Origin of the sequence: Microbulbifer sp. (genome assembly GCF_051659245.1) — a bacterium.
GTDB lineage: Bacteria > Pseudomonadota > Gammaproteobacteria > Pseudomonadales > Cellvibrionaceae > Microbulbifer.
In genome coordinates this window covers 1-25,469 of record NZ_JBOFOC010000002.1, presented here as the reverse complement: position 1 = coordinate 25,469, position 25,469 = coordinate 1, and the positions used below count along the sequence as shown (strand labels likewise).

Below are 25,469 nucleotides of genomic sequence, written 5' to 3'. Positions count from 1 at the left end.
AGAGTCCTCCCTGTAGGAGCGCGCCATGCCCGCTATTAATCCAGCTTCATCGCACACATCGATCGCGGGCATGGCCCGCTCCTACAGGGGCATTCTCTCAAGCAGGGAATCATTACTTCGAGTTGGCGATGTACGGAATCACTGCGCCGGTAACTGTTTTGAATCCCGCCTGCGCAATGTGGGCGAGAGGCGCACCATATCGATCAGCGCATCCATATAGCGCTCCCCCAGTTCCCCCAGATCGCCGATCTGCGGCTGCAGCAGCCAGTCCTCGAGTACTCCCACCAACGCGCCGTGCAGCATGGGCACAACCACTTCGATATCCAGGTCGGCGGGAAGCTGGCCCCTGGTTACCGCCGCGGTAATCAGTTCGCGCACGCGTTCGACTCCCTCGGCGTGACCCTTGATCAGGCGTTGGTGGATCTCGCCACTCTCGGTCACCAGTTCGCAGCGGTGGAAGACAATTTCCAGGATCAGTTGCCACTGGCGGTTGCGGGCCACCTCCCGGAACAGCCACAGCCAGAGGCTGCGCAGCACACCCAACGGGTCCCGCTTCACGTCTTCGGCGGTGCATTCACAGAGTTTCTCGCCGGGGAATTGCACCCGCTCGGTGAGCGCCGAGAAGAGGTCCGCCTTGTTGCGGAAATGGCCGTAGACGGCACCGCGGGTGACCCCCGCCAGTTCGGCGATCTCGGTCAGGGAAGGGCGGGCGACTCCGTGCTCGTGAAACACGGTGATGGCGGCGTCCAGGATGCGCTCGCGGGTCTCTCTGGCTTCCTCTTTTCTGCGTTTGGCCATTGCTTGGAACTCTGTGTTCTGGGTGCTTTTCGATTGCTCCGTTGGCCTCGGATACCCGGCTACTGGCCGACTTTCAATTGAAGTCGGTAGATTTGGCGCCGTTAATAGCGACTAATACAGGATTTGGGCGCTGGGAGCGTCCTCCTGCATTGGAACAGGTGCATCCTAATCCATATTCACCTGTGAACAAATACTTGATATTCATTCATGCATGAATATAGTGTCTGCAGTCCATCAAAACAGGACAGAACTGTCTGTCCTGTACAACCCTTTGCTTAAGCGCGGTCCGCCCGGAAGGCGGGCTTTCACCGAGGTAGTCATGCTCAAGAAGAAAGTCGTCAGTGTGCTATTGGCATCTGTAGTACTGCTTACAGCCTGTGGAGAGGAATCCGCTGCTCCGCCGTCGATGGCACCACAGGTAACTGTTGTGACCCTCAAGTCGGAGCCGGTGACCCTGACCCGGGAACTGCCCGGCCGAACCAACCCCTACAAGGTGGCCGAGGTGCGTCCCCAGGTGAACGGCATCGTCGGACAGCAGTTGTTCCGCGAGGGTGGCCTGGTGGAGGCGGGACAGCCCCTTTATCAACTGGACGACGCCATCTATCGCGCCGATGTCGACAGCGCCAAAGCCAGTCTGCAGAGCGCCCGCGCGACATTGAACGAGGCTCGCCTGAATGCCGAGCGCATCGCGAAACTGGTGAAGACCGGCGCAGTGAGCAAACAGGAGAACGATAGCGCCCAGGCGACCCTGCAGAAGGCGGAAGCCGAAGTGGCCAGGGCCAAGGCGGCGGTGCAACAGGCCCGTATTCAACTGGACTACGCCCGTATCAGCGCGCCCATCGGCGGGCGCATCGGCAAGTCCGCGGTGACCCAGGGCGCCCTGGTCACCGCCAACCAGTCCGCCGCACTGGCCAGGGTGCAGCAACTGGACCCCATTTATGTGGACCTGACCCAGTCCGCCAGTGAACTGCTGAGCCTGCGCAAGGCCCTGGATGCCGGCACCCTGGAAAACTCCGGCAACTTGCCGGTGAGCATCCTGCTGGAGGACGGCAGCACCTACGAACACAAGGGCAAACTGGAATTTGCCGAGGCCAGCGTGGATCCCTCCACCGGCAGCGTGCTGCTGCGGGTAGTGGTGCCCAACCCGGAGCACCTGCTGCTGCCGGGCATGTACGTGCGCGCGGTGGTGGGCCGCGGCGTGCGCGAAAATGCGATCCTGGTACCCCAGCAGGGCATCGCCCGGGATCCCAAGGGCAGCACCTCGGCCATGGTCGTGACCAGCGAGGGCACAGTGGCCCAGCGCTCGGTGCAGGTAAGCCGCACCATCGGCGACAAATGGCTGGTGGAGGCTGGCCTCGAGGCTGGTGACAGGGTCATCGTCGAGGGTCTGCAGAAGGTACGCCCCGGCGTGCCGGTACAGGCCACCGAGGCACAGCCGGCCGCGACGCCGGCGGGTGTCGAGGCCACCGCCGGCGAGGACCAGCCCGAAGAAGTCCAGGCGCCGACCGCGCAAGAGTCGTAAGGAGGTCCGGCAGTGGCAAGTTTCTTTATCAACCGCCCAATCTTTGCCTGGGTGATCGCGATCATGGTCATGGTCGGCGGCGGCCTGGCGATCACCCAGTTGGCGATCGAGCAATATCCGAATATCGCGCCGCCCGCAGTGACCGTCAACGCCCAATATCCCGGGGCCTCGGCGCAAGTGGTGGAGGGCTCGGTTACCCAGATAATCGAGGAAAACATGAAGGGGCTCGACGGCCTCCTGTACATGTCCGCGACCAGCCAGGCCAATGGCTCCGCCTCGATCACTCTCAACTTCTCCAGCGACACCGACGCGGACACCGCCCAGGTGCAAGTGCAGAACAAGCTGCAACTGGCCATGCCGCTGCTGCCGCAGGAGGTGCAGCGCCAGGGGGTCAATGTCAGCAAGTCGCGCAGCGGTTTCCTGATGGTGGCCGGCTTTGTATCCTCGGACGGCAGCATGTCCAAGACGGATATCTCCGACTATGTCACCTCCAGCTTGGTGGACCAGATCAGCCGGGTACAGGGAGTGGGCAATGTGCAGGTGTTCGGCTCCAAGTACGCCATGCGCATCTGGCTGGACCCCAACAAGCTGAAGACCTACAACCTCACGCCGGCGGATATCTCCGCGGCAGTGCGGGCGCAGAATGCTCAGGTGGCCGTGGGCAGCCTCGGCGGTACGCCGGCAGTGCCGGGGCAGCAGCTCAACGCGTCGGTCAACTCCCAGGGGCGGCTGCAGACGCCGGAGGAGTTCCGCAATATAGTGGTGCGGGCCAATCCGGACGGCTCGGTGCTGCGCCTGGGGGCGGTGGCCCGGGTGGAGCTGGGCGCCGAGGATTATTCGACCCTGACCCGCTACAACCGCCAGCCGGCCACCGGTGTGGCCATTTCCCTGGCCAGCGGCGCCAACGCCCTGGAGACGGCGGAGGCGGTGAAGGCGAAGTTGAACGAACTGGAGGCGAGCTTTCCTCCGGGGCTCAAATATGTGGTGCCCTTCGACACCACGCCTTTCGTCAAGATCTCCATCGAGGGCGTGATTCACACCCTGATGGAGGCGGTGGTACTGGTGTTTCTGGTGATGTTCCTGTTCCTGCAGAACCTCCGTGCCACCCTGATCCCCACCATCGCCGTACCGGTGGTGCTGCTCGGCACCTTTGGCGTGCTGGCGGCGCTGGGTTACTCCGTGAATATGCTGACCATGTTCGCCATGGTACTGGCCATCGGCCTGCTGGTGGACGACGCCATCGTGGTGGTGGAAAACGTCGAGCGGGTGATGGTGGAAGAGGGGTTGTCGCCGAAGGAGGCCACGAAAAAGTCGATGCGGCAGATCACCGGCGCCCTGGTGGGTATCGGCGTGGTGTTGTCGGCAGTGTTCGTGCCCATGGCGTTCATGAGCGGTTCCACCGGTGTCATCTACCGGCAGTTTTCCGTCACCATCGTATCGGCCATGGCGCTGTCGGTGCTGGCCGCCATTGTGTTGACGCCGGCACTCTGCGCGACCCTGCTCAAGCCCTTGAAAAAGGGCGGGGAGCACGGCACTTCCGGTTTCCTGGGGGGCTTTTTCGGCTGGTTCAACCGCAATTTCGAGCGGGGCAGTGAGAAATACCGGCGCGGCGTGCGCGGCATTCTGGCGCGCAGCGGCCGCTTCGTGGCAATTTATGCCGCCCTGTTCGCAGCCGTGGGCCTGCTGTTCCTGCACACCCCCAGTTCCTTCCTGCCGGAAGAGGACCAGGGCGTCCTCTTTTCCATGGTGCAGGCGCCGGTGGGCGCCACCCAGGAGCGCACCATGGAGTCCATCCACAAGGTGGAGGACCACTTCCTGAACAACGAACAGGATACGGTGGCATCCGTCTTCTCCGTGCAGGGCTTCAGTTTCGCCGGCAGCGGCCAGAACGCCGGTATTGCCTTCGTCAAACTGAAGGACTGGAGTGAGCGTGAGGAGGAATCGCAAGGCGCCGGCGCCGTCGCCATGCGCGGCATGGGCGCGCTGATGCAGATCAAGGACGCCATTGCCTATGCTTTCGCGCCGCCGGCGGTGATGGAACTGGGCACCTCCAACGGCTTCAACTTTTACCTGAAGGACAACGGCGCCCTGGGGCACGAGGCGCTGCTGGCGGCCCGCAACCAGTTTCTCGGCGCCGCGGCACAGAGCGAGCTGCTGGCCAATGTGCGCCCCAACGGGCAGGAGGACACGCCCCAGTTCCAGGTGGATATCGACACCGCCAAGGCGGCTTCGCTGGGCGTGTCCCTGAGCGCCATCAACAATACCCTCAGCGCCGCCTGGGGCAGCCAGTATGTGGACGACTTTATCGATCGCGGCCGCGTGAAGCGTGTCTATATGCAGGCGGACGCCGAGTACCGCATGGACCCGGAGGACTTCAATCTCTGGTATGTGCGCAACGATCGGGGCGAGATGGTGCCCCTGTCCAGCTTTGCCAGCTACCGCTGGGAGTACGGCTCGCCGCGCCTGGAGCGCTACAACGGCGTGCCGGCCATGCAGATCAACGGCCAGGCCGCGCCCGGCGTCAGCTCCGGCGAGGCCATGGCAGAAGTCACGCGGCTGGTGGCTGCCCTGCCGCAGGGAATCGGCATGGAGTGGACCGGTCTGTCCTACGAGGAGCGCGCCGCCGGCGCGCAGACGCCGCTGCTGTATGCGCTGTCGCTGCTGGTCGTCTTCCTGTGCCTGGCGGCGCTGTACGAGAGCTGGACGGTGCCCACCTCGGTACTGCTGATGGCCCCGCTGGGGATTCTCGGAGCGGTGCTGGCGAGCAACCTGCGCGGTATGGAGCGTGACATTTACTTCCAGGTGGCCATGCTCACCACCGTGGGCCTGACCAGCAAGAACGCCATCCTGATCGTGGAGTTCGCCAAGCAGAACCTGGAGAGTGGTATGGAACTGGTGCAGGCCACCATGCAGGCGGTGCGCGACCGCTTGCGGCCGATCATCATGACGTCGCTGGCGTTTGGCCTCGGCGTACTGCCCCTGGCCATCGCCACCGGCGCTGGTTCCGGCGCCCAGCGCGCCATCGGTACCGGTGTGCTGGGCGGCATGATTGTGGGCACAATACTGGGGATCTTCTTTATTCCGCTGTTTTTCGTGGTGGTGCAGCGGCTTTTTGGCCGCCGGTCGACTGAAGCGGATTCCGGTGGCGCGCTGGAGGCGCGCGGGAAACACCTCGACGAGGAAGAGGTGGAAATCGTCTGATCGCAAAATGGCCATGGGTGATACCGCGGTGGGGCGCATGGTTATTTCACCTCGACCACTGGGCTTTCGGCATAGCCGTAGCGGACCGCCTTGAGCTCCACCGTCTGCCCGGGGGGCAGGGGGAAGGGCGCCACATAGAGACGCCAGTGACCTTCGGGGTCAGCTGCGAAGCGGTAGCCTATGGACGCGTTATCAACGGCGCTGGCGTCCACCAGCTGCCCCTTGCCGGTATCGAGGACGCGCACCTTGGGCCTCGGGGTTTGCGGTTGTATACCATCCGGCCACATTGCCTGGATCATTTCCTCCTCACTCATAGAGGGCAGGTCGCCGACCCTCGCCAGCCATTCGTCCAGTGCCCGGCGCAACCTCTCCCGTGTTTGCCGGTGCTCGGCGCTTGCCGCCAGGTTGTGAACCTCGTCCGGATCGGTGAGGGTATCGTACAGCTGCTCCGCGGGAAGCGGCTCGAACAGGGCTTCGGCAGCGGGCGGCAAAGTTCCGGCCCGGTGTCCAAGCCACAAGGCCTGCATGCTCGCGAGTCTGTCGCGGAAAGCGATGTGACCCGTGAACGGCTGTCCCGGATCCAGATTGCGGATGTACTTATAGCGCCGGTCGCGCACGGCGCGCCGGCGCGCCGGCAATTCATCGGTGCGATCGCGGGCCGCAAAAACATAGTCGCGACGGCCCTCCCGATCGGCGGTGGAGGAAAGGTCGTGCCCCTGCATCCACACCGGTTTGTCAATACCCGCCCAGGAAAGGATGGTTGGTCCCAGGTCCACAAAACTGACCAGTTCCTCATTGACGCCTCCGCCTCCCCAGCCGTCGGGGTAGCGCACCACCAGCGGCACCCGCAGGCCGCTGTCGTAGAGTGAGCGCTTGGCGCGCGGCAGGCCATCGCCGTGATCGGTGGTGACGATCAAAATGGTGTTTTGCAGCAGTCCCTCACGCTGCAATCGTTGATAGATCTCGCCCAACCTGGCGTCGGTGTAGTGAGTATTGTCGTAGAGTCGCGCCAGCTCACCGCGGACTTGTGGCGTGTCCGGAAGGTAGGGGGGGACAGTCACTGCGGCCGGGTCGGTAACGGCCTTGCGCGCTGCGGCCTGCCGCCTGACATGACCAGCCACAGCGTTATCGGTGGCCGAGCTGGGCGTGAAGTCCGGCGGATACAGAAACACTTCGTGGGTGGTCAACAGATTGATCATGGAGAAAAACGGCGAACCGGCCGGGCGCTCGCTCCAGTCGGCCTTTGGACCTGACTGGTCCCAGACAGTGAAAGGCTCGCCGAACTGATAATCTGTCTTGCCATTATTGATGGCGTAATAGCCGGCCCGGCGCAGCACTTCGGGAAAGGCCTTGACCTCTGGCGGCGGAACCGCCATGTATTCGGCGGGACCGCCGCCCGTGAATCCCGGTTTGCTATTGTGCGTGCGCATGTGTTGGGCGCCGATGGTCTGTTGGTAGCGCCCGGTGATGAGTGCTGCGCGGCTGGGCGCGCAAACGCCGGCGGTGGTAAAGGCGTTGGTATAGCGCACGCCTTCGGCGGCGATGCGGTCGAAGCTGGGTGTCTTGGCCAGGGCATCGCCGTAGGCGCCCACCCGCGGACTCATGTCCTCGAACACCACCAGCACGATGTTTGGCCGTTGGTAAACGGGCGCAGTCCTGCGCTCCGGCGGTGCCTGCGCCTGCTGCGCGGACACCGCCTGTGGCCCCGCGGCTTGCATCAACCAGAAGGCCAGAAACAGGGCGGCTATCGCGGCGAGGAACAACAATAGCCGGCGTTTTACCATCGAGTTTAGCTGCATAAAAGTATCGCTCCTGGTCTCAAGTAATAACTCAAGTTTCGGGGTTCAACCGTAGGGTGCGCCGTGCGCACCAAAAGCCTGGGGCTCCCACCAGCCCTAGAGCGGTGCGCACGGCGCACCCTACGGCTGTCCCGGAAACCTTCCCTCGGTTTTCGCCTTTGACAGGTCCTCGAACCCCGAAACTTGAGTAATAGCGTAACTGCTCAACCCAGTAGGAGCGGCGGGGTGGCTCGCTTTAGCGGACCAGTGTTAGATCTCCGTCCTGGTTCCAGCGCGGCCAGTGGAGATCCCCGGAATAGCGGTTGGGGTCGCCGGTTTCGATAAACCCTTTCAGAGCGGTGACAAGCTGATAGTGAATGGCCTCGCGCTCCTCGGCATTTTGCCGCGTCCAGGCAAATTTCAGGTAGTTGGGGGAATCCCCGTCAAAGTTGCCAAAAATAAAAGGAACATCCAGGCCGTGGAAGGCGCCAAACAGTTTTCTCCAAGGCTCGGGTATGTCCTTCCATGCGAACACATAGCGGTAAACGGGCACCCCGGTCTGCGACAGCCTGTTCGCGCTGTCCGCGACTTTCTTGCGCAGATAAAAATTGGTCAACAGTGTTTTTCCGCGGTAGATGGCGTAGGGCCAGGTATCGAATAAATCGGCGGTTTGCAGTGGGGCCCCGCCACTGAGGTAGCGCCAGAACACCCGGGTGTTCGGTTTCAGGTATTTTTTCGCCACCCGCATGCTGGCTTCATCTGCGACGTTGCTCATCAATAGGGGGACGGCATTGACAAATTCCCGGCGCGGATCCTCATTCTCAGCCAGTACCACACCGTGGCCGGCCCCGGATTTTGCCGGCAGGCCCCGGGCGGCTGCGAGCAGCTCCGCGGTGGATTTGGCGTAGAGGTAATCGCGTATGCTCGCCGGCCCCTTGTCAGCCACCAGCTGTGCAAACTGTTCTTCATTTTTCAGCGGGCTGTCGGCGCGCAGTAGATTGCGCAGGAAAGTCTCGCTGCGCTCGGCGAGGGCGGAATCAGGCGCGCTCATGGGAATCCCGGATAGCACCACTGCCCGCCGAAATTTTCCTTTCGCCAGGGGAGAGCGCAGCATCGACCAGGTGCTGACGCCACCGGCGGAATGGCCCATTGCGGTGACATTGCGCGGATCGCCGCCAAAGACCTCGATGTTTCGCTGCACCCACTCCAGCGCCTTGATCTGATCCAGCAGGAAAAAGCTGCCGGAATCCTCCCGCGGATCCCCGGTGTGCAGCGCCGGCAAATGAATGACGCCGAAGATGCCCAAGCGGTAATTGACGCTGACCACTACCGAGTTCAGTTCGCGGGACAGGCGGCTGGCCTCGTAGACCGGTAGAGAGGCGGCCCCGGCAGTACCCGAGCCGCCGTGGATAAACACCAGCACCGGGCGCTTTTCCCCCGGGGTGCCGCTGTGGGAAGGGGTCCAGACGTTGAGATAGAGGCAGTCCTCGGAACCGTAGATTTTGCCGAAGCTGCCGCTATCGTTGCTGGTGAAATAATTGCCGTACTGGGCGCAGGCGCTGCCGAAGGCCCGCGCCTGTAGTACGCCGCGCCAGGGCTGTGGATCCCGCGGTGCCCGCCAGCGCAGATCGCCAACCGGTGGCGCGGCGTAGGGAATGCCGAGGAAGCGCTCCACGCCGTTTACCGCCTCCCCGCGCAGGTCGCCAAACCGTGTGTGGACCAGGGAGTCCGGAAGCGCGAGCGGTATTGTCAGCCAGCAGGTCGCCAGCAGGGCCAGTTGGTGGAGGAGTTTCGTCCGTTGTGGATGCTGCATGATATGGCTCGTTATTTTTTTCAGGAGAAGTGCCGGATCACGCCCGATCGATTGCGTGGCAATCATCGAAAAACTATCCAATTGGATAATATGTATAGAACAACCGGAGCAATCCGTAAACCCCTCCGGGAGCGGGCGGAGGCGACTCGGGAGAAAATTCTCGATGTCGCCCGCCAGCATTTCGCTGAGAACCGCTTTTCCGGCGCAAGCCTGCGCGATATCGCCCGGGATTACGCCGTTTTCATGCAATGATTCGCTACCATTTCGCCACCAAGCACAATTCGTGGCGGGAAGCGGTGCGCGACATGTTTGCCCGCCTGCTTGCCCGAGTCGGCGTTGCCGAAGGCGCGCTGGTCGGCCTCGATACCGGAGGGACTGCGGGAATTCCTGCGACTGGAACCCGCCGGGGTAGAAGCAGTGGCCAGGGCTTCCCGACTGACTGAAATTGACCCGCTGACCGCTCCTTCCCGCCTCCTTCTCTCTGTCGCCCGGCACTGCCGGGCTGTCTCTGTGGCCCCCGTTGCCTGAACGATTGCGTCTGGCAGGGCCGGCGGCCCTGAACCCATCCGCTTGACAAGCTGCCTGGGAAGGTAAACCATCCATATGGATGGTTTTGTGTGTACGCCGAGATCATGAATCAAACAATAAGCGATAAGAGAGGAAGGTGTTGAGCGGTCGATGCCGCAGCGAAATCCCAAAAAAATAAGAGGAGAGAGGAAAATGAGAGAACACAAGAAAATAACGACAACAGCCATCGCGAAAGTCATGCCGAACAGGTGTCGCCTGTGTCCCCTGGCGGCCGCGCTGGCGGCCGTTGTGTCCACCAATGTCGACGCACAACGGGACGGCCCGGGGCAGGAACTGGCGTTGGAGGAGGTGGTGGTCACTGCGACGCGAAGGGAGGCGACGGCCCAGGAAACCGGTATTTCGATCAATGTCCTCAGCGGAGACGCGCTGGAAAAAAACAACTACACCAGTATCGGCCAAGTGCTCGATGGCGTTCCCGGGGTTACTGGTATCTCTTCAGGTCCGAACAACAACCGCATCATCATTCGCAACGTCGCCACCTCCACCCAGGAAGCCGGCAGCGCGACCACTGCCACCTACTTCGATGATTTTGCCATATCCGCCGCCCGCGCCAGCGCGCCGGAAATACGCCTGGTGGATATGAGCCGTGTGGAAGTGTTGAAGGGTCCCCAGGGTACCCTGTTCGGGCGCAGTGCCATGGGTGGCATAGTGCGCTACATATCCAACAAACCCACCGCGGATAAAGTATCGGCAGGGGTCAAGGTCTATTTCTCCAACACCGAGGATGGCGGCAGCAATGCGGGCGGCCATGGCTTTGCCAATCTGCCCCTGGGTGACACCCTGGCCCTGCGCCTGGTGGGTTACAGCTACCAGAATGACGGCTTTATCGACAACGTTGAGCTGGGGCAGGAGGACACCAATGACGAGGGCACCGTTGGCGGCAGAGCTGCGCTGCGCTGGGTGCCGACGGAGGCATTGACGGCCGATCTCAGCTACATCTACCAGGAGGTGGAGGGCGCTCTCGGGCGCGTTACTACCATCCACACACCCTCCGGCGACCTGGCCTTCAATGCGGATCGCCGCGATATGGTCTCCGGTATAGAGGATCAGCAGACCGACAAGCACGACATTCTCAACCTCAATATCGAATACGCTTTCGACCGCTTTACCGCGGCCCTGATCGCCACTTCCAGCGAAGAAAAATTCAAGCGCGTGACGGACCAGAGAGAGTTTATCGGCCTGACTCAGGGGTGTGCCTGTGATTTCCTCGACGACGGCAACAACAGTGTGGTCGATACCGATATTCTGGAAGTGCGGCTGGTATCCCGGGGAGACTGGGCCGTTGACTGGATCGCAGGCGCCTACCGCGAAGAAGCCGATACGCGTACACAGCAGTTGGTACGCTATTTCGGTCAGCCGGCACTCGCCCTCGGTTTTATCCCCCTGACCGACGGTTCCGTTCAGATAGACGCGCAGCACGCTTTGGGCCACGAGGAGTCCGCAGTCTACGGCGAGCTGGGCTTCCACCTGAGCGCCGCCGCCAATCTGACGCTGGGCTACCGGCGCTCCGATGTCGAGTTCTCCGATAGCTGGCTACAGGCCAGCGGGCTCTTCGACATGGTCAATGGCGCCACAGCGCTGGTAGGTCAGACATTCGAAACGCAGGAGGATGTCAATACCTACAAGGTGCTGTTGGAGTACAGTTTCACCGATGGTCTCTTCGGCTATGCCTCCGCCACCTCGGGCTACCGGCGCGGCGGCTTCAATTTCCCCACCCTGACATCGCCATTCAGCACCTTCGATTCCGATACCCTGTGGAACTATGAAATCGGTCTCAAGAGCAGCCTGCTGGGCGGCCGGCTAACAGCCAATGTCGCCGCCTATTACCTGGACTGGGACGACATGCAACTGGTGGTACAGGATTCGGTGACCTTCGCCCGGGCTACCGCCAATGTCGGTAAGGCGGCGATCCCCGGGCTGGAGTTCAGCCTGGTCTACCAGGTCAGTGACAATTTCGATGTGTCCTTCAGCGGTTCCCTGAGCAGCCCCGAGTTGAAACAGGATGTTCCCGGCGGTCTTTCCGGTAAAAAAGGCGACTCCCTGCCGGGCTCCGCGAAAGAGAATTTCGCCCTGGCGGCCAACTGGCGTAAGCCGCTGCCGGCGGGAATGGAGCTGTTTGCCAGCGCCAGCTACAAATACGTCGGCGAAAGGCTCAACGATTTCAATACGGACCTGGACGTAAGGCTTCCGTCTTACGATCTGCTGGATATGCGCGCCGGTCTGGTGATTGGCGACAGTTACAGTATCTCCCTTTTCGCCCACAACCTCCTGGACGAAAGCGTCGTGTATTTAATAGATCGCCAGGGGCCGGGTTTTGAATCAGTACCCACCAACAGACCCAGAACCCTGGGCCTGGATCTCAGTTGGAATTTCTGAGCGCCGCGTTAAAAGGCTTTGCCAGCCAGGGCTTATTGAACAGAGGTTGTAAGAAATCCCGCCGTTTTATCGACCACTCAGGAGCGCAAAACGCGGTGGAGAAGAACTTGTATGTTTCTATCTCGCGGTCACTTTCTGATTGTCGGGAATCTGGCTGCGGGACTCGATTCCCGCACAGAGTTTCGAGTGAAATGCCCGGTCAATCGGATAGAAGACCATCACCACGCCTGCCGCCAAGGTCAAGAGCGCGGGCATTGCAGTCATGATCAGCCGAATTTCGTCGAGAGTGGCGCCGTTCTCCGCGCTGTTGGCCTGATAGCCTGCCCACTGCAGCAGCAGGCCCAGACCGCCGATGCCAATGCCGAGGGCGATTTTCTGGGTGAGAGCCATCAGCCCGAACAGCAGCGATTCGGCGCGGAGGCCGCTCTTGTACTGACCGAATTCCACCGTATCCGGCAACATGGACCAGATGCTCAGCACGAATCCGCCCGCGCCGATGCCGTAGACGGCCATAATGGCGGTCACCGCGGCTGTCGAGGCGGGCTGCAACTGGTAGAAGGCGATCAAAACCGCGAGTTGGAGACCGCTGGCCCCGATCCAGACAAATCGCTTGTTGAGCAACTCTGCAGAAAAGGACCACAGCGGGATGGAGATGGTCGCCGCGATGACATAGGCGGCCAGACTCTGGCCAATGGCAGCGGACGCGGCCTCGGCGGTATAGTTCAGGTAATAGACCGCGCCTTTGAGGAAGATATTGGTGGCGGTTGTGTAGGCGAGGACCGCCAGCAAGAGCAGGGCGAAGGGCCAGTTGTTACGAAACGCGGTGGCGGCTTGGCGCGGGTTCGGGGGGCTGACTGCCACTTGCTGGCGGGCTTCCGTGGCGGATAAAAAAGTAATCAGGCACATCAGTGCCGCAAGGCCGCCATAGATTGCTGCCACGCCAACGAAGCCAGTCCGCCTGTCGCCGCCGCCCAGGGTGTCGGCGATTTCCAGAGTGTAACGTGCGACCACCAGGGCCCCGAGGGTGGCAAAGATCATGCGCGCGGCGCTGACCCGCCCGCGCTGTAACGAATCCGCGGTCAGCCGTGCGGAAAGCGCGCTGTAGGGAACGGATACTATGGTGTAGAAGCTGCGGAAAAGCATATGGGTCAGCAGCAAAGCCCCGGCGCTGGCCTGCCCGGCGAAAACTGGCGCGGCGAACATGGCCAGGAAAGATGCGCCCAGCGGCAGGCTGCCGAACAACAGATAGGGGCGGTAGCTTCCCCAGCGGCTGCGGGTTTTCTCCGCGTAGTAGCCCATTACGGGGTCCGTCACGGCGTCCCAGATCATGGCCACCAGGATGATCAGGCCCGCGGTGGCGGCGTTCACGCCGAGTACGTCTGTGTAAAAAAAGAGCAGGTAGAAAGAAGTGCTGGACCACAGGAGGTTGAGCCCGGCATCCCCGACGCCGTAGCCTGCCAGGGTTTGTGGTGCCAGGCGGGTGCCAATGCCCGTCGGCCTGTCGGCTCCCTCCGCATACTGTACTTCCCGATAGGTTTCCAACCAGTTCTCCCTTTTCACTTTTTCTCTGGCCATCCATTGCCGCACCCGCGGTGCCTGGCGGATCATATTCATCAGGCTCGATGGGCGGGGTGATAGAATACGCTGCCACTCCCTCCCCGATCGATTGCGCAGGCTATTAGTGGTAGTGGCGAACTATCCAAGTGGATGATATTTATATGACAACCAGAGCAATCCGTAAACCCCTCCAGGAGCGGGCGGAGGCGACCCGGGAGAAAATTCTCGATGTCGCCCGCCAGCATTTCGCTGAGAACGGCTTTTCCGGCACAAGCCTGCGCGATATCGCCCGGGATTGCGGCGTGTCCCATGCGATGATTCGCTACCATTTCGCCACCAAGGATAATCTGTGGCGGGAAGCGGTGCGCGACATGTTTGCCCGCCTGCGTGCCGAGTTGGGCGTTGCCGAAGGCGAGCTGGCCAGTCTCGATACCCTGGAGGGACTGCGGGAGTTCCTGCGCCGCTACATCCATTACTGCGCCAGGCATCCGGAACACGCGCGCATTATGATCTCCGAGTCGGTGCACGGCGGCGAACGCCTGCAGTGGATGGCGCAGGAGTTCATCCAGCCCGGGCACGCCATTTATGCGGCACCCATCCGGCGCCATATGGAAAAGGGCAATTTGCCGCAGGCCTGGCTGCCGTCCCTGATGTTCACGGTGGCGGCCATCTGCCAGATGCCTTTCGTGCTGGCCCCGGAAGCGAAAGAGGTTTACGGCGTCGACATGCTATCCGAGCCCGCCGTAGAGGCCCATGTGGATTCGGTGCTTTCGCTCCTCCTGCGCCTGGAACCCGCCGGACACAAGCGGTGGCCAGCGCTTCCCGACTGGCTGAAAAATTGACCCGCTGACCGCTCCTCCCAGCCCCCTTCTCTCTGTCGCCCGGTATTGCCGGGCTGTCTCTGTGGCCCCCCTGTACGATTGCGCTTGGCAGGGCCGGCGGCCCTGAACCTATTTGCTTGACAAGCTGCCCGAGAAAGCAAATCATCCGAGCGGATGGTTTTGTGTGTAGGCAATAAGCGACAAGACAGGGAGGAGGGTGCCATGAATCAGAAGCAGGTGTTGCCCCTGAGTTCCGCAATCGCCCTGGGGCTCGGCCTTGTGCCGGGCGCGGTGGCGCAAACGAATACCCATGCGGGCCAGGAGGTCCTGGAGCAGGTGACTGTCACGGCCACCAAACAGGAAGCGACTGTGCAGAGCATTGGCCAGACCATCAACGCCATTTCCGGCGATGCGATTCGCGAGATGGGTGTCGACAGTGTGGAAGACCTGGCAAATGTGGTGCCCGGCACCGGATTTTTCAATTCCGACGCAGGGGGCGTCCCAGTGCTCCTTATCCGCGGCGTGGGCCTGCAGAATTTTCGCATCAATGACACACCGACCACCGCCCAGTACGTGGACGAGATCTATCAGGTTACCGTCGCCCAGAGCGTAGCCACGCTGTTCGACCTGGAGCGCGTGGAGGTACTCAAGGGGCCCCAGGGTGGTCTCTACGGCCGCAACGCGGTGGGCGGGGCTGTGCAGATCATTTCCGCCAGGCCCAACTTTGAAGAGTTCGAAAGCTCCGTCTCGATCAATTATGAGGAATACAACCGCCTGGATACCGAGGTCGTGGTCAGCACCCCTTTGAGCGACACCTTGGCTTTCCGGCTGAGCGGCAAGCGGATCACTTCCGACGATACCTATTTTCACAGCACCACCGGCCATTTTGACCACGGAGAGGAAGATCGCTGGGGCGCGCGCGGCATGCTTGAGTTCAACCCCAGTGAATCCACCAATCTTCTGTTCAAGGTGCACGCCGGTAGCGATCAGTCAGAAATTGCCCTGGGTCGCGGCATTGGACTCTACGAACCGGGTACAGGGCGTGTCGCCGCGGCCCAGGGAGTCCAGGACACTGCTGACTCCGCCATCCTGAGCCAGCAACTGAGCGACATGAACTTTATCTGCAGCGATATTCTCGCCGGTGGCCGCGCACCATCGCGCTGCGAAACCCTGAGCGGCCAGACCCCCGATGAACTGGGTTTCAACTCCCGGTATGACAGCGCCAGCTTGTCCAGGCCGCAACTGGACAACAGCTGGTGGGGTGCTTCGCTGCAGGGGAGCTGGGAGTTCGGGAACTTTAGCTTCAAGTCCATTTCCGCCTATGACACCTTCGACTACGGTCGCTACATCGACCAGGACACCATGCCGGACCGGCAGCAGGAAATCGATTACAACACCGAAATCACCGCCTGGTCCCAGGAATTCCGCCTGCGCCACGATGACGGCGGCAACTTCGCCTGGGTGCTCGGCGCAAGCTACGCGGAGGATGAGCAGGTGGAGGATACCCTGCTGTTCGCCGATTCCGGCCTCCTATCCTCTACGTTGGGAGGGCTGACTCGCGTTGCGCAGCAATACACCCAGACCACGAAAGCCTTCGCAGCCTACGGCCGGGCCGACTGGCAGTTTGCCGACCCCTTTAACCTGGTGTTGGAAACCCGCTACACGGATGAAGAGAAAGGTTTCGATGGCTCCACCTTCCTGCCTCAGGTGGGCGTGGTGCTGGCAAGCGCCGACGATGCCGGCACCAGCTACAGCCCCATCAGCGGCAAGGTGGCGTTGGAATATTCGTCGGGCAACGACTCGCTGTTTTACCTGTCCCTGTCCGAGGGCTTCAAGTCCGGTGGTTATTTCGGCGGTTTTGCCACCGCCAACGCCCAGCTGGTGCCTTTCGACGAGGAAACCATCACCGCCTGCGAGGCCGGCTTCAAGTCCGATTTTCCCGCGCAGAGTCTGCGCGTCAACGGATCGGTTTTTTACTATGACAGGGAAGATGTACAGGCAAACGGGCTGGATCCGAACGGCATTGTGCCCATCGCGCGCCTGACCAACATTGGCGATGTGGAGGCAGTCGGCGTTGAACTGGAAACCCTCTGGAGTCCGATAGATCCCCTGATCATTCACGCGGGCATTGTGTGGCTGGAGAGCGAAATCGTCGAGTCCGCCCAGACGGTGGCGAATCTCTTCCGTACCTCCAACGCGGTGCCCCTTGAAGGAGCGCGGGTTCCCAACCAGCCGGAACTGACCGCCAATCTCCTGGCGCGTTACGAAACAGCCCTCAGCGACTCCCTGCTCGGCGCCGTGCAGCTCGAATACAGCTATCGTGGTGAGCAGGATCTTTCCCTGGTCGCGCAGCCGGAAGAAGCTTTCATCACAACCGAGGGCGCCTACAGCCTGGTCAATCTGCGCACCCGTATCGGTGGGCTGGACGGCGACTGGTCCGTCTCCGCCTATGCGACCAACCTGCTGGACGAGGAGTATCGCACCAACGCCGGCGGCACTAGCCCTGCCGGTGCCTTCGAGGTGTTCGGTGCTCCGCGGATTGTGGGTGTCGGTTTCGATTACCAATTCTGACTCGTCTCTCTAGTGTGGTGTCTCATACTAAATGTGGTTATCAGAGCCCCCCAAATTGTTCACAGTTAGGCGCCGCTCGCAGGGAATGGCGTGCCCTTTTCAAGAGCGGCAACGCAGCTGTGGACGATTTGGGGGGCTCCCTCCGGGCGGGCCGCTAAGCAGCCATCTGCGGCGTTGCATTTGCTTGACGTAGAACAACTACGCCAGCGCAAATGCGCCTTGCATCTGGCCGCTTAGCGGCCCGCTGATAACCGCATTTAGTATGAGACACCACACTAGCTGTATGGCGCCACCCTTCGCCCAATTCCATTTGCAGCGGTGAACCCGGAGGTGAGCTGGGCACAAGCAGCCGCTGCTTTTTTTTTTCCAACAGTCTTGAGTCCAATGGATACCTTTCTCGATCAGCAAAAAAAAACCAACGCGCTCGACCCTGAAGCGGTTCTCGACACCCTGTCCCTTCGGGAAAAAGTCGAGATGTTGTCCGGGAGCGGCTTTTACAAAATCCACGCGGAAACGAAGCAGTGGGGTGCCCGGCCCTATCCCGCAGGGGGCGCTAACGCCAGGCTGGGTATGGCGGGCCTGCAATTCAGTGACGGCCCTCGCGGAGTAACGGTGGGCGCCTCCACCTGCTTTCCGTGCTCCATGGCGCGTGGCGCGACTTTCGATCGCGCTCTGGAACATCGCATTGGCGAGGCCATGGGTATAGAAGCGCGCGCACAGGGTGTCAACCTGCTTGCCAATGTGTGCATTAACTTGCTGCGCCACCCCGCCTGGGGGCGCGCTCAGGAGACCTACGGCGAGGACACTTATCATCTGGGAGAGATGGGCGCAGCGCTAGCCTGCGGCACCCAGCGCCACAATGTGATCGCCACAGTCAAGCACTTCGCCCTCAATAGCATGGAAAACAATCGCTTTAACGTCGATGTCCGTGTGGAAGAGCGCACATTGAGGGAAGTATATCTGCCCCATTTCCGCAGGGTGATCGAGGCCGGCTGCCTGTCGGTGATGAGCGCCTACAATAAGGTCAACGGAGACTACTGCGCCCACAACCGGCATCTGCTTACCACCATATTGCGCGATGAGTGGGGCTTCGAGGGTTTTGTGCACTCGGACTGGGTGCTCGGCCTTTACGGACCGGATGCCATTACCGCCGGCCTGGATATCGAAAATCCGGAACCCGTATGGTTCGGTGAAATGCTGCTGGCATCCATTCTGGCGGGCGACATCGACACCCGGTACGTGGATCGCGCCCTGCGCCGGGTGCTTTCGGTGCTGGACAAGGTGGCGCGCACCGCGGATCCGCTTCCCGACTATTCGCTGGATCTTGTGGCGTCGAGGCCCCATGTGCAGCTCGCGCTGGAAGCCGCGGAAAAATCCGCGGTTCTGTTGCAAAACCGGCAGCTGCTGCCGTTGGCCCGCTCTGAGGTGCGCAAACTCGGCGTTTTCGGCCGCCTGGCGACACTGGCCAATACCGGCGATAATGGCTCTTCTCGGGTCAATGCGCCCCATGTTGTCACGCCGCTCGAGGGCCTTGCCGACTATCTGGGCGCTGGCCGCGTCATTTTTGCCGGGGACGAACAGGATCCGGCCGCTGCCGGTCGGGCCGCTCGGGATTTCGATGCCGCCGTCGTGGTGGTCGGCTACACGGCGGAAGAAGAGGGGGAGTACATCCCGGGCGATGTCAATCTCGGACAGGACAATTTTCCGGAACGCCTCTCATCCATATTATCGGAGGCGCAGCAGCGCAGCGGCGGGCGGGACATAGGCGGTGACAGACGCTCCCTCTCCCTGCCCGATGAGCAGATCGCCCTGATTCGAAGCCTGGCCAGCAACAACTCCCACACCCTTGTTGTGCTGGTGTCTGGCTCGGCGGTCATGGTGGAAGAGTGGATTCACGCGGTGCCCGCGGTACTGCAGACATTTTATGCCGGCATGCAGGGTGGTACGGCGCTTGCCCGGTTGCTGTTTGGCGAGACTTGCCCCAGTGGGCGCCTGCCATTCACGGTGGCGCGGGACGCGGCCGATTATCCCTTTTTCGACCCGGACGCCGCGCAAATCGACTACGGCTATTGGCACGGCTACCCGCTTTTTGAGCGGGAACATTTGCGCCCCAGGTTTCCATTCGGATACGGTCTGGGCTACACCAGTTTCCGTTATTCGAGGCTGTCGGTGGTCCGCAGTGAGCGCGGGTTGAACGCGGAAGTGATCGTCACCAATACGGGCAACTGTAAAGGAATAGACACGCCGCAACTCTATATCGGCTGGCCCGGCCTCGCGGCACAACGACCACGCAAAAGTCTGCGCGGCTTTGAGCGTGTCGAGTTGAACCCGGGAGAGAGCCGTTGCATCTGCTTCCACATTGCGCTGGAGGACCTCGCATGGTTCGACCCGAGCAATGAATGCTGGAAGATAGAGCGGGGCCCGCATTGCGTCAGTGTAGGGTGCTCGAGCGCAGATGCTGAGGCAATGCAGGAAATCGTCGAATTCGAGCAAGAAATCAACCTCGGTTTCTAGCGTGGTGTAAGAGCCTGTTTAAAGTCTTCAAAGATTCGGTCTCAGTGCGGGACCGGGTGGGGTGCCGCTTTCCGGGACACGGGCTGGGCGCCCCCCTTAAATACGTCCTTGTACGCTCGTAATCGGCATCCATGCCTCATACGGTCCCGGAAAGCGGCCCCCCACCCGGCCCTGGAGAGTTCCGTGCAAGAGTCCAAACAGGCTCTTAGAGGCCCTGTAAAAAGGCCGACGGCCACTTGTTGGAGCCTGCAAGCAGGCGCTTGAGAGTTTTGGGCAAGAGGTGTGGATTTTTGTGCATTCGCTTGACCTCAATCCTCACCTATATTGAAAATCTTCTGCTCGACCCTGTCGGCGCATCGATCCTTCCACCGCCCATATACCAATACAACAGCAGGAGGTCAGGATGGAGTACCAACTGAAAATCAACGGCCAAGCGCGCTCCCTGAACGCCGAGCCCGGCACCCCGCTGCTCTGGGTGATCCGGGACGAACTGGAACTGACCGGCACGAAATTCGGCTGCGGCATCGCCACCTGCGGCGCCTGTACCGTCCACTTGAACGGAAGTCCCACCCGCTCCTGCGTCACCCCGATCGAAGCAGCGGTCGGCAGCGCGATCACCACCATCGAGGGTTTGAATGACCCCGTTGCCACGGCAGTGCAAACCGCCTGGCGCGAAAAGGATGTGGTGCAGTGTGGTTACTGCCAGTCCGGTCAGATCATGTCGGCGGTGGGCCTGCTGCGCCAGAACCCGAAACCGACGGATGAGCAGATCGACAGTTTCATGTCGGGCAACGTCTGCCGCTGCGCCACCTATGTACGGATCAAGGACGCCATCAAGCTGGCATCCGGGAAGCTGGAGGCCTGAACCATGACGACCGATATTTCCCGCCGCGGATTCCTGAAGGCCACTGCGGCCGGTGCCGCCGCGCTGATGGTCGGCTTTACGCCCAAGGGGCTGCTGGCCGCCGGCTATGAAGACAGCGCGCTCAACCCCTTCGTCCGCATCGACAGCGAAGGCGTGGTGACCGTGATTCTGAAGCATTTCGAGATGGGGCAGGGCACCAGTACCGGTTTGACCACGTTGGTCGCCGAAGAGCTGGACGCTGACTGGGCCACCGTGCGCATCGAGTTTGCGCCGTCGGATACCGAAAAATACAAGAACCTGTTTTTTGGTGCCCAGGGCACCGGCGGTTCGACCGCCATCGCCAATTCCTATAGGCAGTACCGACAGGCCGGCGCCACCGCCCGCGACCTGCTGGTGCGCGCCGCCGCCCGGCAGTGGGGCGTCGCTGTCGAGCAGATCCGTATCGACAAAGGGGTGATCAGCGCCGGCAATCGCAAGGGCAGGTTCGGTGACTTTATCCGCTTGGCCGCGACGCTGGAGCCCAACCCGGAACCCCGGCTGAAATCGCCGGAGCAGTTCAAGTTGATCGGCCAGGCGAAACTGCCACGCAAGGACTCCCAGGACAAGACCGATGGCAGCGCCAGGTTCGCCATGGATGTAAAGCTGCCCGGCATGGTCTACGCCGTAATCCTGCGCAGCCCCAAATTTGGCGGCACCTTGACCGAGTTCAGTGCCCGTGAGGCCGCCAAGGTACCGGGCTTCGTCGATGCCAAGGCGCTGCCGAACGGCGCCGGCGTGGCTGTATACGGCAGGAACACCTGGGCCGCATTTAAGGCCCGTCAGGCGATCGAGGCGGAGTGGGATTTTGCCAATGCCGAGACACGCAGCTCTGACGCGCTGATCCAGGCCCACCGCGAACTGGCGGACAAGCCACAGTTCCAGGCCCGTGAAGTCAGCACCGACGCCGTACAACCGACGCTTGCCGGCGCGGCCCGGCGGATCGAGGCGGAGTTTGTGTTCCCCTTCCTGGCCCACGCGCCGATGGAACCGCTGGTGTGTGTGGTCGAGCCAACCGCCAACGGCGTGCGGGTACACGATGGCTGCCAGTTCCCGACCATCGCACACGGCGCTGTGGCCGGGGTGCTGAAGCTGAAGCCGGAACAGGTCGAAATCGAGACGCTGTATGCCGGCGGCTCCTTCGGGCGTCGCGCTACGCCGGGCGCCGACTACCATGTCGAAGCCGCGATGGCCTTCGCCCTGCTGGAGCGGAAGACACCGGTCAAACTGCTGTGGAGCCGCGAGGACGATATACACGGCGGTTACTACCGCCCCATGGCCTTGCACAAAGCGGTCATCGGGCTGGATGCCGAGGGCCGTATCCTGGGTTGGGATCACCGTGTCGCCGCCAAATCGATCATCAAGGGCTCGCCCTTCGAAAGCGCCATGGTCCACAACGGCATCGACCACACTACCGTCGAAGGCGTCGCCGACACGCTCTACCGGGTGCCGAATATGGCAGTGGGTGTCAGCGACTTTCACTCCCCCGTACCGGTTCTGTGGTGGCGTTCGGTAGGTAACTCCCACACCGCCTATGCCATGGAGAGCCTGTTGGATATGCTCGCCCACGCCAGAGGCGAAGATCCCATTGCCCTGCGCCTGTCGCTGCTGGACCGGGAGAATAAGGAGCAGGCAAGGCTGGCGGGTGTGATCGAGGCGGCGCGCGACCTGGCGGGCTGGCGGCCGGGACAGAAACGGGGTTTCGCCGCCCACTACTCCTTCGATACCTTCGTCGCCGTGGTGGCGGATATATCCGTGGACGGCAGCAAGGTGCATGTGGACAAGCTGTATGTCGCCGTGGATTGCGGTGTGGCGCTCAACCCGGACGTGATCCGGGCCCAGATGGAGGGCGGCACCGGCTTCGCCCTGGGGGCGATCCTGCGCAACGAGATCACCCTCGACAACGGAGAGGTGATACAGGACAACTTCCCGCAGTACCAGCCGCTGCGGATGCCGGATATGCCCGAGGTGTCGGTGACCATCGTGGGTTCGGCGGAGGCGCCCACCGGCGTCGGCGAACCCGGCGTGCCACCGACCGGACCGGCGGTGGCCAACGCCATTTTCGCCCACACTGGCAAGCGGATCACCGAGCTGCCGATGACCAAAGCCGGTTTCAGCTTTGTCTAGCCGGACACTTGCGTAAAGAGGGGGGCGGCCATGAGCAACCAACTCTCCGACCTGCTGGATGCCTGGCTTAACGCCCGGCATGACGCCCAGTGGGTGCTGGGCACGGTCTACAGGACCGAGGGCCCGGCCTACCGCAAGGCGGGCGCGATGATGCTGGTCAACGGCCTGGGTCAGCAGTTCGGACTGCTCAGCGGCGGCTGCCTGGAGTCCGACATCGTCCGCAACGCTCGCCGCGTGATGCTCAGCGGCAAGCCGCTGACCCTGGTCTACGATGGCAGCGACGAGGACGACCTGTCGTTCCGCCTCGGCATCGGCTGCGGCGGCAAGGTGTACATCATGCTGCAGCCGCTCTCGGAGGATAACGACCTGGACCTGCCGGCGGTGGCGGCCGCCCTGGGCAAGCGGCAGCCCGGCGTCTACTACCAGCAGATCGGCGGCAGGCTGGCCCGTTTCCAGGCCGGCAAAGCTGGCCAAACTAGAGAGCTGCGCCTATTGCAACGCAGCCGGATCGACGATGGCTGGCTGGTCACGCCGATCCTGCCCGAGCCCCACCTGCTGGTGGTGGGCGGCGGTCTCGACGCCCGCCCGCTGGTGCGTATCGCCAAGACACTGGGCTGGCAGGTGACGCTGGCAGACCCGCGCCCAGCCAACGCCCGTGCCGAGCATTTCCCGGATGCGGATCGGGTCCTCCGGGATATTGGCCAGCTCGGCCGCTATGCCCTCGAGCACAGCGTCGATGCGGCCGTGCTGATGGCACATAACATCGATCTCGACGCCCGGGGGTTGCGGCATCTGCACGACAGCGGGCTCAAACACATCGCCTTGCTTGGACCTCGCCACCGTTTCCATCAGGTGCTGGAACGGGCTGAGCTGCGTGAAAACGAACTGGGCTGCCCGGTATCGGGCCCGGCCGGGCTGCCAATCGGCGGGCAACTGCCGGAGAGTATCGCGCTGTCGATCCTGGCTGAATGTCACGCCGTGCTACACCGCCAGGCGGAGAGCGCCCGACTGCAGGCGGTGGTCCAGTGAGGATCGCCTGCCTGCCGTTACAGAAATGTCGCGAGCAGGGAAATATGCTCCCGGGCGCCCCCCAGGCTCTTCTCCTTCAATTCCCTGCCCGTTTACATGTAAGCCACAATAGTGCCCCGCAGCCTTGCGGGGCAAATCCGAAAAAATCGCTTTCGCGCCAATCATAAAACTGCATCGCAGTTTTCTATGGTATATCAGGAATCCCGCGCCAGCTGTCTGGTTCTGGCCTGGCCATCTCTGTATAGTCCGCCGCGCAATTTTGGCATCGATGTCGCCCGTGCGACGTACCCCGCCCCCGCAGTTGATGGATGCTGGACGGCTGCGCCCGGAACAAAACGCTCCCAAGAAGAACGACTAAGAAGAACGACATTTCGCGCTTTTTCCCGGTGGAAAAAGCCGCGGGACCTGCTTTGCTGCTCTGTGGCCTGAATCCGCCGGGTTGTCAGATGACCCCATATCAATTCAAGGATAGTGAAATGTTCGAGATAGTTCTGCTTTTCCTATTGGCCGCGGCCCTGGTGCCGCCGCTCTGCTTGTTGGGCCAGGTATCGGTGCTGAAAAAACGTGTCGAGTGGGTGCTGGCAACCTCGGCTGGCCCCGAGGAGTACGGCTATGCCCTGGCCGAGGCCCAACGCGATCTGGTGCAGTCCTTCGATGTTTTCGACAGCCTGCTCGCCTCCCTGCAATATTCACATGGAGTCCTGAGCCCTACCGCCCGCCTCTTCGTCTCCACCTTCCGCGAGCGGGCCGCCGCCTACGTGGAGCGGGGTTGTGAAGGCAGCCTCCTAAGCACGCAACTGCGCGAGGATCGCTTGAAACAGCTGGCAGTGATATTGGCGCAGAAGCACCAGGCGGATCTCACGCGGCGGGGCTATCCGCCAGTGAATCCGGATGCGCTGGACAACGGGGATTTCAGCGAATATCTCAGGCTCCTGAAGTATTTTGTGCAGTGCTACCTGGCGCATATCGAAGGCGCGGAAAGCGGACGGGCCGTCGGGGCCAGGCTCTTCCCAGCAGAGGCTTTTTGAGGCGATGATGGAAAAGACATCGACGACTGTGCCCGCGATTATCGGGCTGTGCCGGGAATGGTGCCGGGAAACGGAAACTATCTGGCCCCGCCTGCAGAGGTTTGTGGAGCAGATGTCCGACAGGATACGAATTAGCGAATTGGGAGTCCGGGTTCAACGGGAGCTGCCGGAAGATTCCCACACCGTTGCGGAGTTGGCCTATTGGCAGGTGCAATGGGTACTGGGCATGGAGCCGGCGCAGCTTTGTGACAATACGGTTGCCATTGCGCGCTTCTGTCGGGTATTTCTCTTCGCCGGCGAACTGGACCGGCGCGCCCTCCCGCCGGGCTCGGAACAGCTTTTCGAAGAACTGCTGGAATATACCCAGTGGATGGAAACCATTCTGCTGACGGAAATACAGGGCAGAGCCAAATCTCACCGGTTGGAGCAACTGGCGAATGCTATCCACCGCAGTTGCCGGGAGCTGCCGGAACCTGCGCGGTTTTCACGGTTTTGCGGGCCACTTACAACGCTTTCAGGGAGCGAGCGGTAGTTTCAGCTTCTCCTTGTAGGATGGGCACGCTACGCTTTGCCCATCCTAAAAAAATTGCCCCTGGCCCCCGTCGGCTCTGCTACCGGGGGCGGACACTCCATAAACATTTCCCCTTTATTTTTCTTTCGAGTAGCTACTCACCCATAGGGCTCCCGCAGTGATTTAAGGGAATCACCTTGTAGGAGATGTAATAAAGCGGCGAGCCAAGATCTAGCTCAGTAGGAGGTCAGTCCCCTAAACTGGTTGAGTTTTGAAACACAAGGTCGCTAAGCGCCTTAAACCAGAAGGGGACTGACATGAATAACTGTGGCAT

Annotated in this window: 16 protein-coding genes; 12 read left to right on the top strand and 4 right to left on the bottom strand. The window is 61.7% G+C overall.

What is annotated here, in order from left to right:
• Positions 1-138: 138 nt before the first annotated feature.
• Entirely contained in the window at positions 139-798 is a 660-nt protein-coding gene (locus ACRC0P_RS00125; protein WP_438627301.1) for a TetR family transcriptional regulator, read from the bottom strand.
• Positions 799-1,117: 319 nt separating this feature from the next.
• Here ACRC0P_RS00125 and ACRC0P_RS00120 point away from each other — a divergent pair, with 319 nt between their 5' ends.
• Positions 1,118-2,320 carry an efflux RND transporter periplasmic adaptor subunit gene (locus tag ACRC0P_RS00120; protein WP_438627299.1) on the top strand — a complete coding sequence of 401 codons (1,203 nt, stop codon included), beginning with the start codon at positions 1,118-1,120 and terminating at the stop codon, positions 2,318-2,320.
• Positions 2,321-2,332: 12 nt separating this feature from the next.
• Positions 2,333-5,521: an efflux RND transporter permease subunit gene (locus ACRC0P_RS00115; protein WP_438627297.1), complete on the top strand. Its 3,189-nt coding sequence runs from the start codon at positions 2,333-2,335 to the stop codon at positions 5,519-5,521.
• A gap of 41 nt (positions 5,522-5,562) precedes the next feature.
• Here ACRC0P_RS00115 and ACRC0P_RS00110 read toward each other — a convergent pair whose 3' ends face one another.
• Positions 5,563-7,320: a sulfatase family protein gene (locus ACRC0P_RS00110; protein WP_438627295.1), complete on the bottom strand. Its 1,758-nt coding sequence runs from the start codon at positions 7,318-7,320 to the stop codon at positions 5,563-5,565.
• 235 nt (positions 7,321-7,555) lie between these two features.
• Positions 7,556-9,112, bottom strand: coding sequence for a carboxylesterase/lipase family protein (locus tag ACRC0P_RS00105; protein WP_438627293.1), 1,557 nt, complete (start codon positions 9,110-9,112; stop codon positions 7,556-7,558).
• Between ACRC0P_RS00105 and ACRC0P_RS00100 the strand changes: the two genes are divergently transcribed.
• Together ACRC0P_RS00100 and ACRC0P_RS00095 are read left to right on the top strand one after the other, a co-directional pair.
• A complete protein-coding gene (locus tag ACRC0P_RS00100; RefSeq protein ID WP_438627291.1) occupies positions 9,104-9,364 on the top strand; it encodes a hypothetical protein in 261 nt (86 codons plus the stop codon). The genes ACRC0P_RS00105 and ACRC0P_RS00100 overlap by 9 nt on opposite strands.
• 468 nt (positions 9,365-9,832) lie before the next feature.
• The gene (locus ACRC0P_RS00095; RefSeq protein ID WP_438627289.1) at positions 9,833-12,076 is read left to right on the top strand and encodes a TonB-dependent receptor; all 2,244 of its coding nucleotides are present in this window, start codon (positions 9,833-9,835) and stop codon (positions 12,074-12,076) included.
• Between the two features lie 117 nt (positions 12,077-12,193).
• Here ACRC0P_RS00095 and ACRC0P_RS00090 read toward each other — a convergent pair whose 3' ends face one another.
• Positions 12,194-13,690 carry an MFS transporter gene (locus ACRC0P_RS00090; RefSeq protein WP_438627287.1) on the bottom strand — a complete coding sequence of 499 codons (1,497 nt, stop codon included), beginning with the start codon at positions 13,688-13,690 and terminating at the stop codon, positions 12,194-12,196.
• Positions 13,691-13,794: 104 nt separating this feature from the next.
• Between ACRC0P_RS00090 and ACRC0P_RS00085 the strand changes: the two genes are divergently transcribed.
• The 8 genes from ACRC0P_RS00085 (at position 13,795) to ACRC0P_RS00050 (ending at position 25,156) form a co-directional block, all read left to right on the top strand.
• Positions 13,795-14,475, top strand: coding sequence for a TetR/AcrR family transcriptional regulator (locus ACRC0P_RS00085; RefSeq protein WP_438627285.1), 681 nt, complete (start codon positions 13,795-13,797; stop codon positions 14,473-14,475).
• 201 nt (positions 14,476-14,676) lie between these two features.
• Positions 14,677-17,025: a TonB-dependent receptor gene (locus ACRC0P_RS00080; protein WP_438627283.1), complete on the top strand. Its 2,349-nt coding sequence runs from the start codon at positions 14,677-14,679 to the stop codon at positions 17,023-17,025.
• Positions 17,026-17,409: 384 nt separating this feature from the next.
• Complete coding sequence (locus tag ACRC0P_RS00075) at positions 17,410-19,539, top strand: beta-glucosidase (RefSeq protein WP_438627281.1); 2,130 nt, start codon at positions 17,410-17,412, stop codon at positions 19,537-19,539.
• A 403-nt stretch (positions 19,540-19,942) separates the two neighbouring features.
• The gene (locus ACRC0P_RS00070) at positions 19,943-20,404 is read left to right on the top strand and encodes a (2Fe-2S)-binding protein (protein WP_438627279.1); all 462 of its coding nucleotides are present in this window, start codon (positions 19,943-19,945) and stop codon (positions 20,402-20,404) included.
• A 3-nt stretch (positions 20,405-20,407) separates the two neighbouring features.
• Positions 20,408-22,567, top strand: a complete 2,160-nt coding sequence (locus tag ACRC0P_RS00065) for a molybdopterin cofactor-binding domain-containing protein (protein ID WP_438627277.1) — start codon at positions 20,408-20,410, stop codon at positions 22,565-22,567.
• Positions 22,568-22,597: 30 nt separating this feature from the next.
• On the top strand, positions 22,598-23,596 hold the full coding sequence (locus ACRC0P_RS00060) for an XdhC family protein (RefSeq protein WP_438627275.1): 999 nt from the start codon (positions 22,598-22,600) through the stop codon (positions 23,594-23,596).
• Between the two features lie 476 nt (positions 23,597-24,072).
• Positions 24,073-24,624: a hypothetical protein gene (locus ACRC0P_RS00055; RefSeq protein ID WP_438627273.1), complete on the top strand. Its 552-nt coding sequence runs from the start codon at positions 24,073-24,075 to the stop codon at positions 24,622-24,624.
• A gap of 4 nt (positions 24,625-24,628) precedes the next feature.
• Entirely contained in the window at positions 24,629-25,156 is a 528-nt protein-coding gene (locus ACRC0P_RS00050; protein ID WP_438627271.1) for a hypothetical protein, read from the top strand.
• Positions 25,157-25,469 lie beyond the last annotated feature (313 nt).

What these genes read in the sequence shown, in the direction of transcription:
- ACRC0P_RS00125 (WP_438627301.1), bottom strand. Translation starts at nt 798, where the DNA reads ATGGCCAAACGCAGAAAAGAGGAAGCCAGAGAGACCCGCGAGCGCATC.
- ACRC0P_RS00120 (WP_438627299.1), top strand. Translation starts at nt 1,118, where the DNA reads ATGCTCAAGAAGAAAGTCGTCAGTGTGCTATTGGCATCTGTAGTACTG.
- ACRC0P_RS00110 (WP_438627295.1), bottom strand. Translation starts at nt 7,320, where the DNA reads ATGCAGCTAAACTCGATGGTAAAACGCCGGCTATTGTTGTTCCTCGCC.
- ACRC0P_RS00100 (WP_438627291.1), top strand. Translation starts at nt 9,104, where the DNA reads ATGCTGCATGATATGGCTCGTTATTTTTTTCAGGAGAAGTGCCGGATC.
- ACRC0P_RS00105 (WP_438627293.1), bottom strand. Translation starts at nt 9,112, where the DNA reads ATGCAGCATCCACAACGGACGAAACTCCTCCACCAACTGGCCCTGCTG.
- ACRC0P_RS00095 (WP_438627289.1), top strand. Translation starts at nt 9,833, where the DNA reads ATGAGAGAACACAAGAAAATAACGACAACAGCCATCGCGAAAGTCATG.
- ACRC0P_RS00090 (WP_438627287.1), bottom strand. Translation starts at nt 13,690, where the DNA reads ATGAATATGATCCGCCAGGCACCGCGGGTGCGGCAATGGATGGCCAGA.
- ACRC0P_RS00085 (WP_438627285.1), top strand. Translation starts at nt 13,795, where the DNA reads ATGACAACCAGAGCAATCCGTAAACCCCTCCAGGAGCGGGCGGAGGCG.
- ACRC0P_RS00080 (WP_438627283.1), top strand. Translation starts at nt 14,677, where the DNA reads ATGAATCAGAAGCAGGTGTTGCCCCTGAGTTCCGCAATCGCCCTGGGG.
- ACRC0P_RS00075 (WP_438627281.1), top strand. Translation starts at nt 17,410, where the DNA reads ATGGATACCTTTCTCGATCAGCAAAAAAAAACCAACGCGCTCGACCCT.
- ACRC0P_RS00070 (WP_438627279.1), top strand. Translation starts at nt 19,943, where the DNA reads ATGGAGTACCAACTGAAAATCAACGGCCAAGCGCGCTCCCTGAACGCC.
- ACRC0P_RS00065 (WP_438627277.1), top strand. Translation starts at nt 20,408, where the DNA reads ATGACGACCGATATTTCCCGCCGCGGATTCCTGAAGGCCACTGCGGCC.
- ACRC0P_RS00060 (WP_438627275.1), top strand. Translation starts at nt 22,598, where the DNA reads ATGAGCAACCAACTCTCCGACCTGCTGGATGCCTGGCTTAACGCCCGG.
- ACRC0P_RS00055 (WP_438627273.1), top strand. Translation starts at nt 24,073, where the DNA reads ATGTTCGAGATAGTTCTGCTTTTCCTATTGGCCGCGGCCCTGGTGCCG.
- ACRC0P_RS00050 (WP_438627271.1), top strand. Translation starts at nt 24,629, where the DNA reads ATGATGGAAAAGACATCGACGACTGTGCCCGCGATTATCGGGCTGTGC.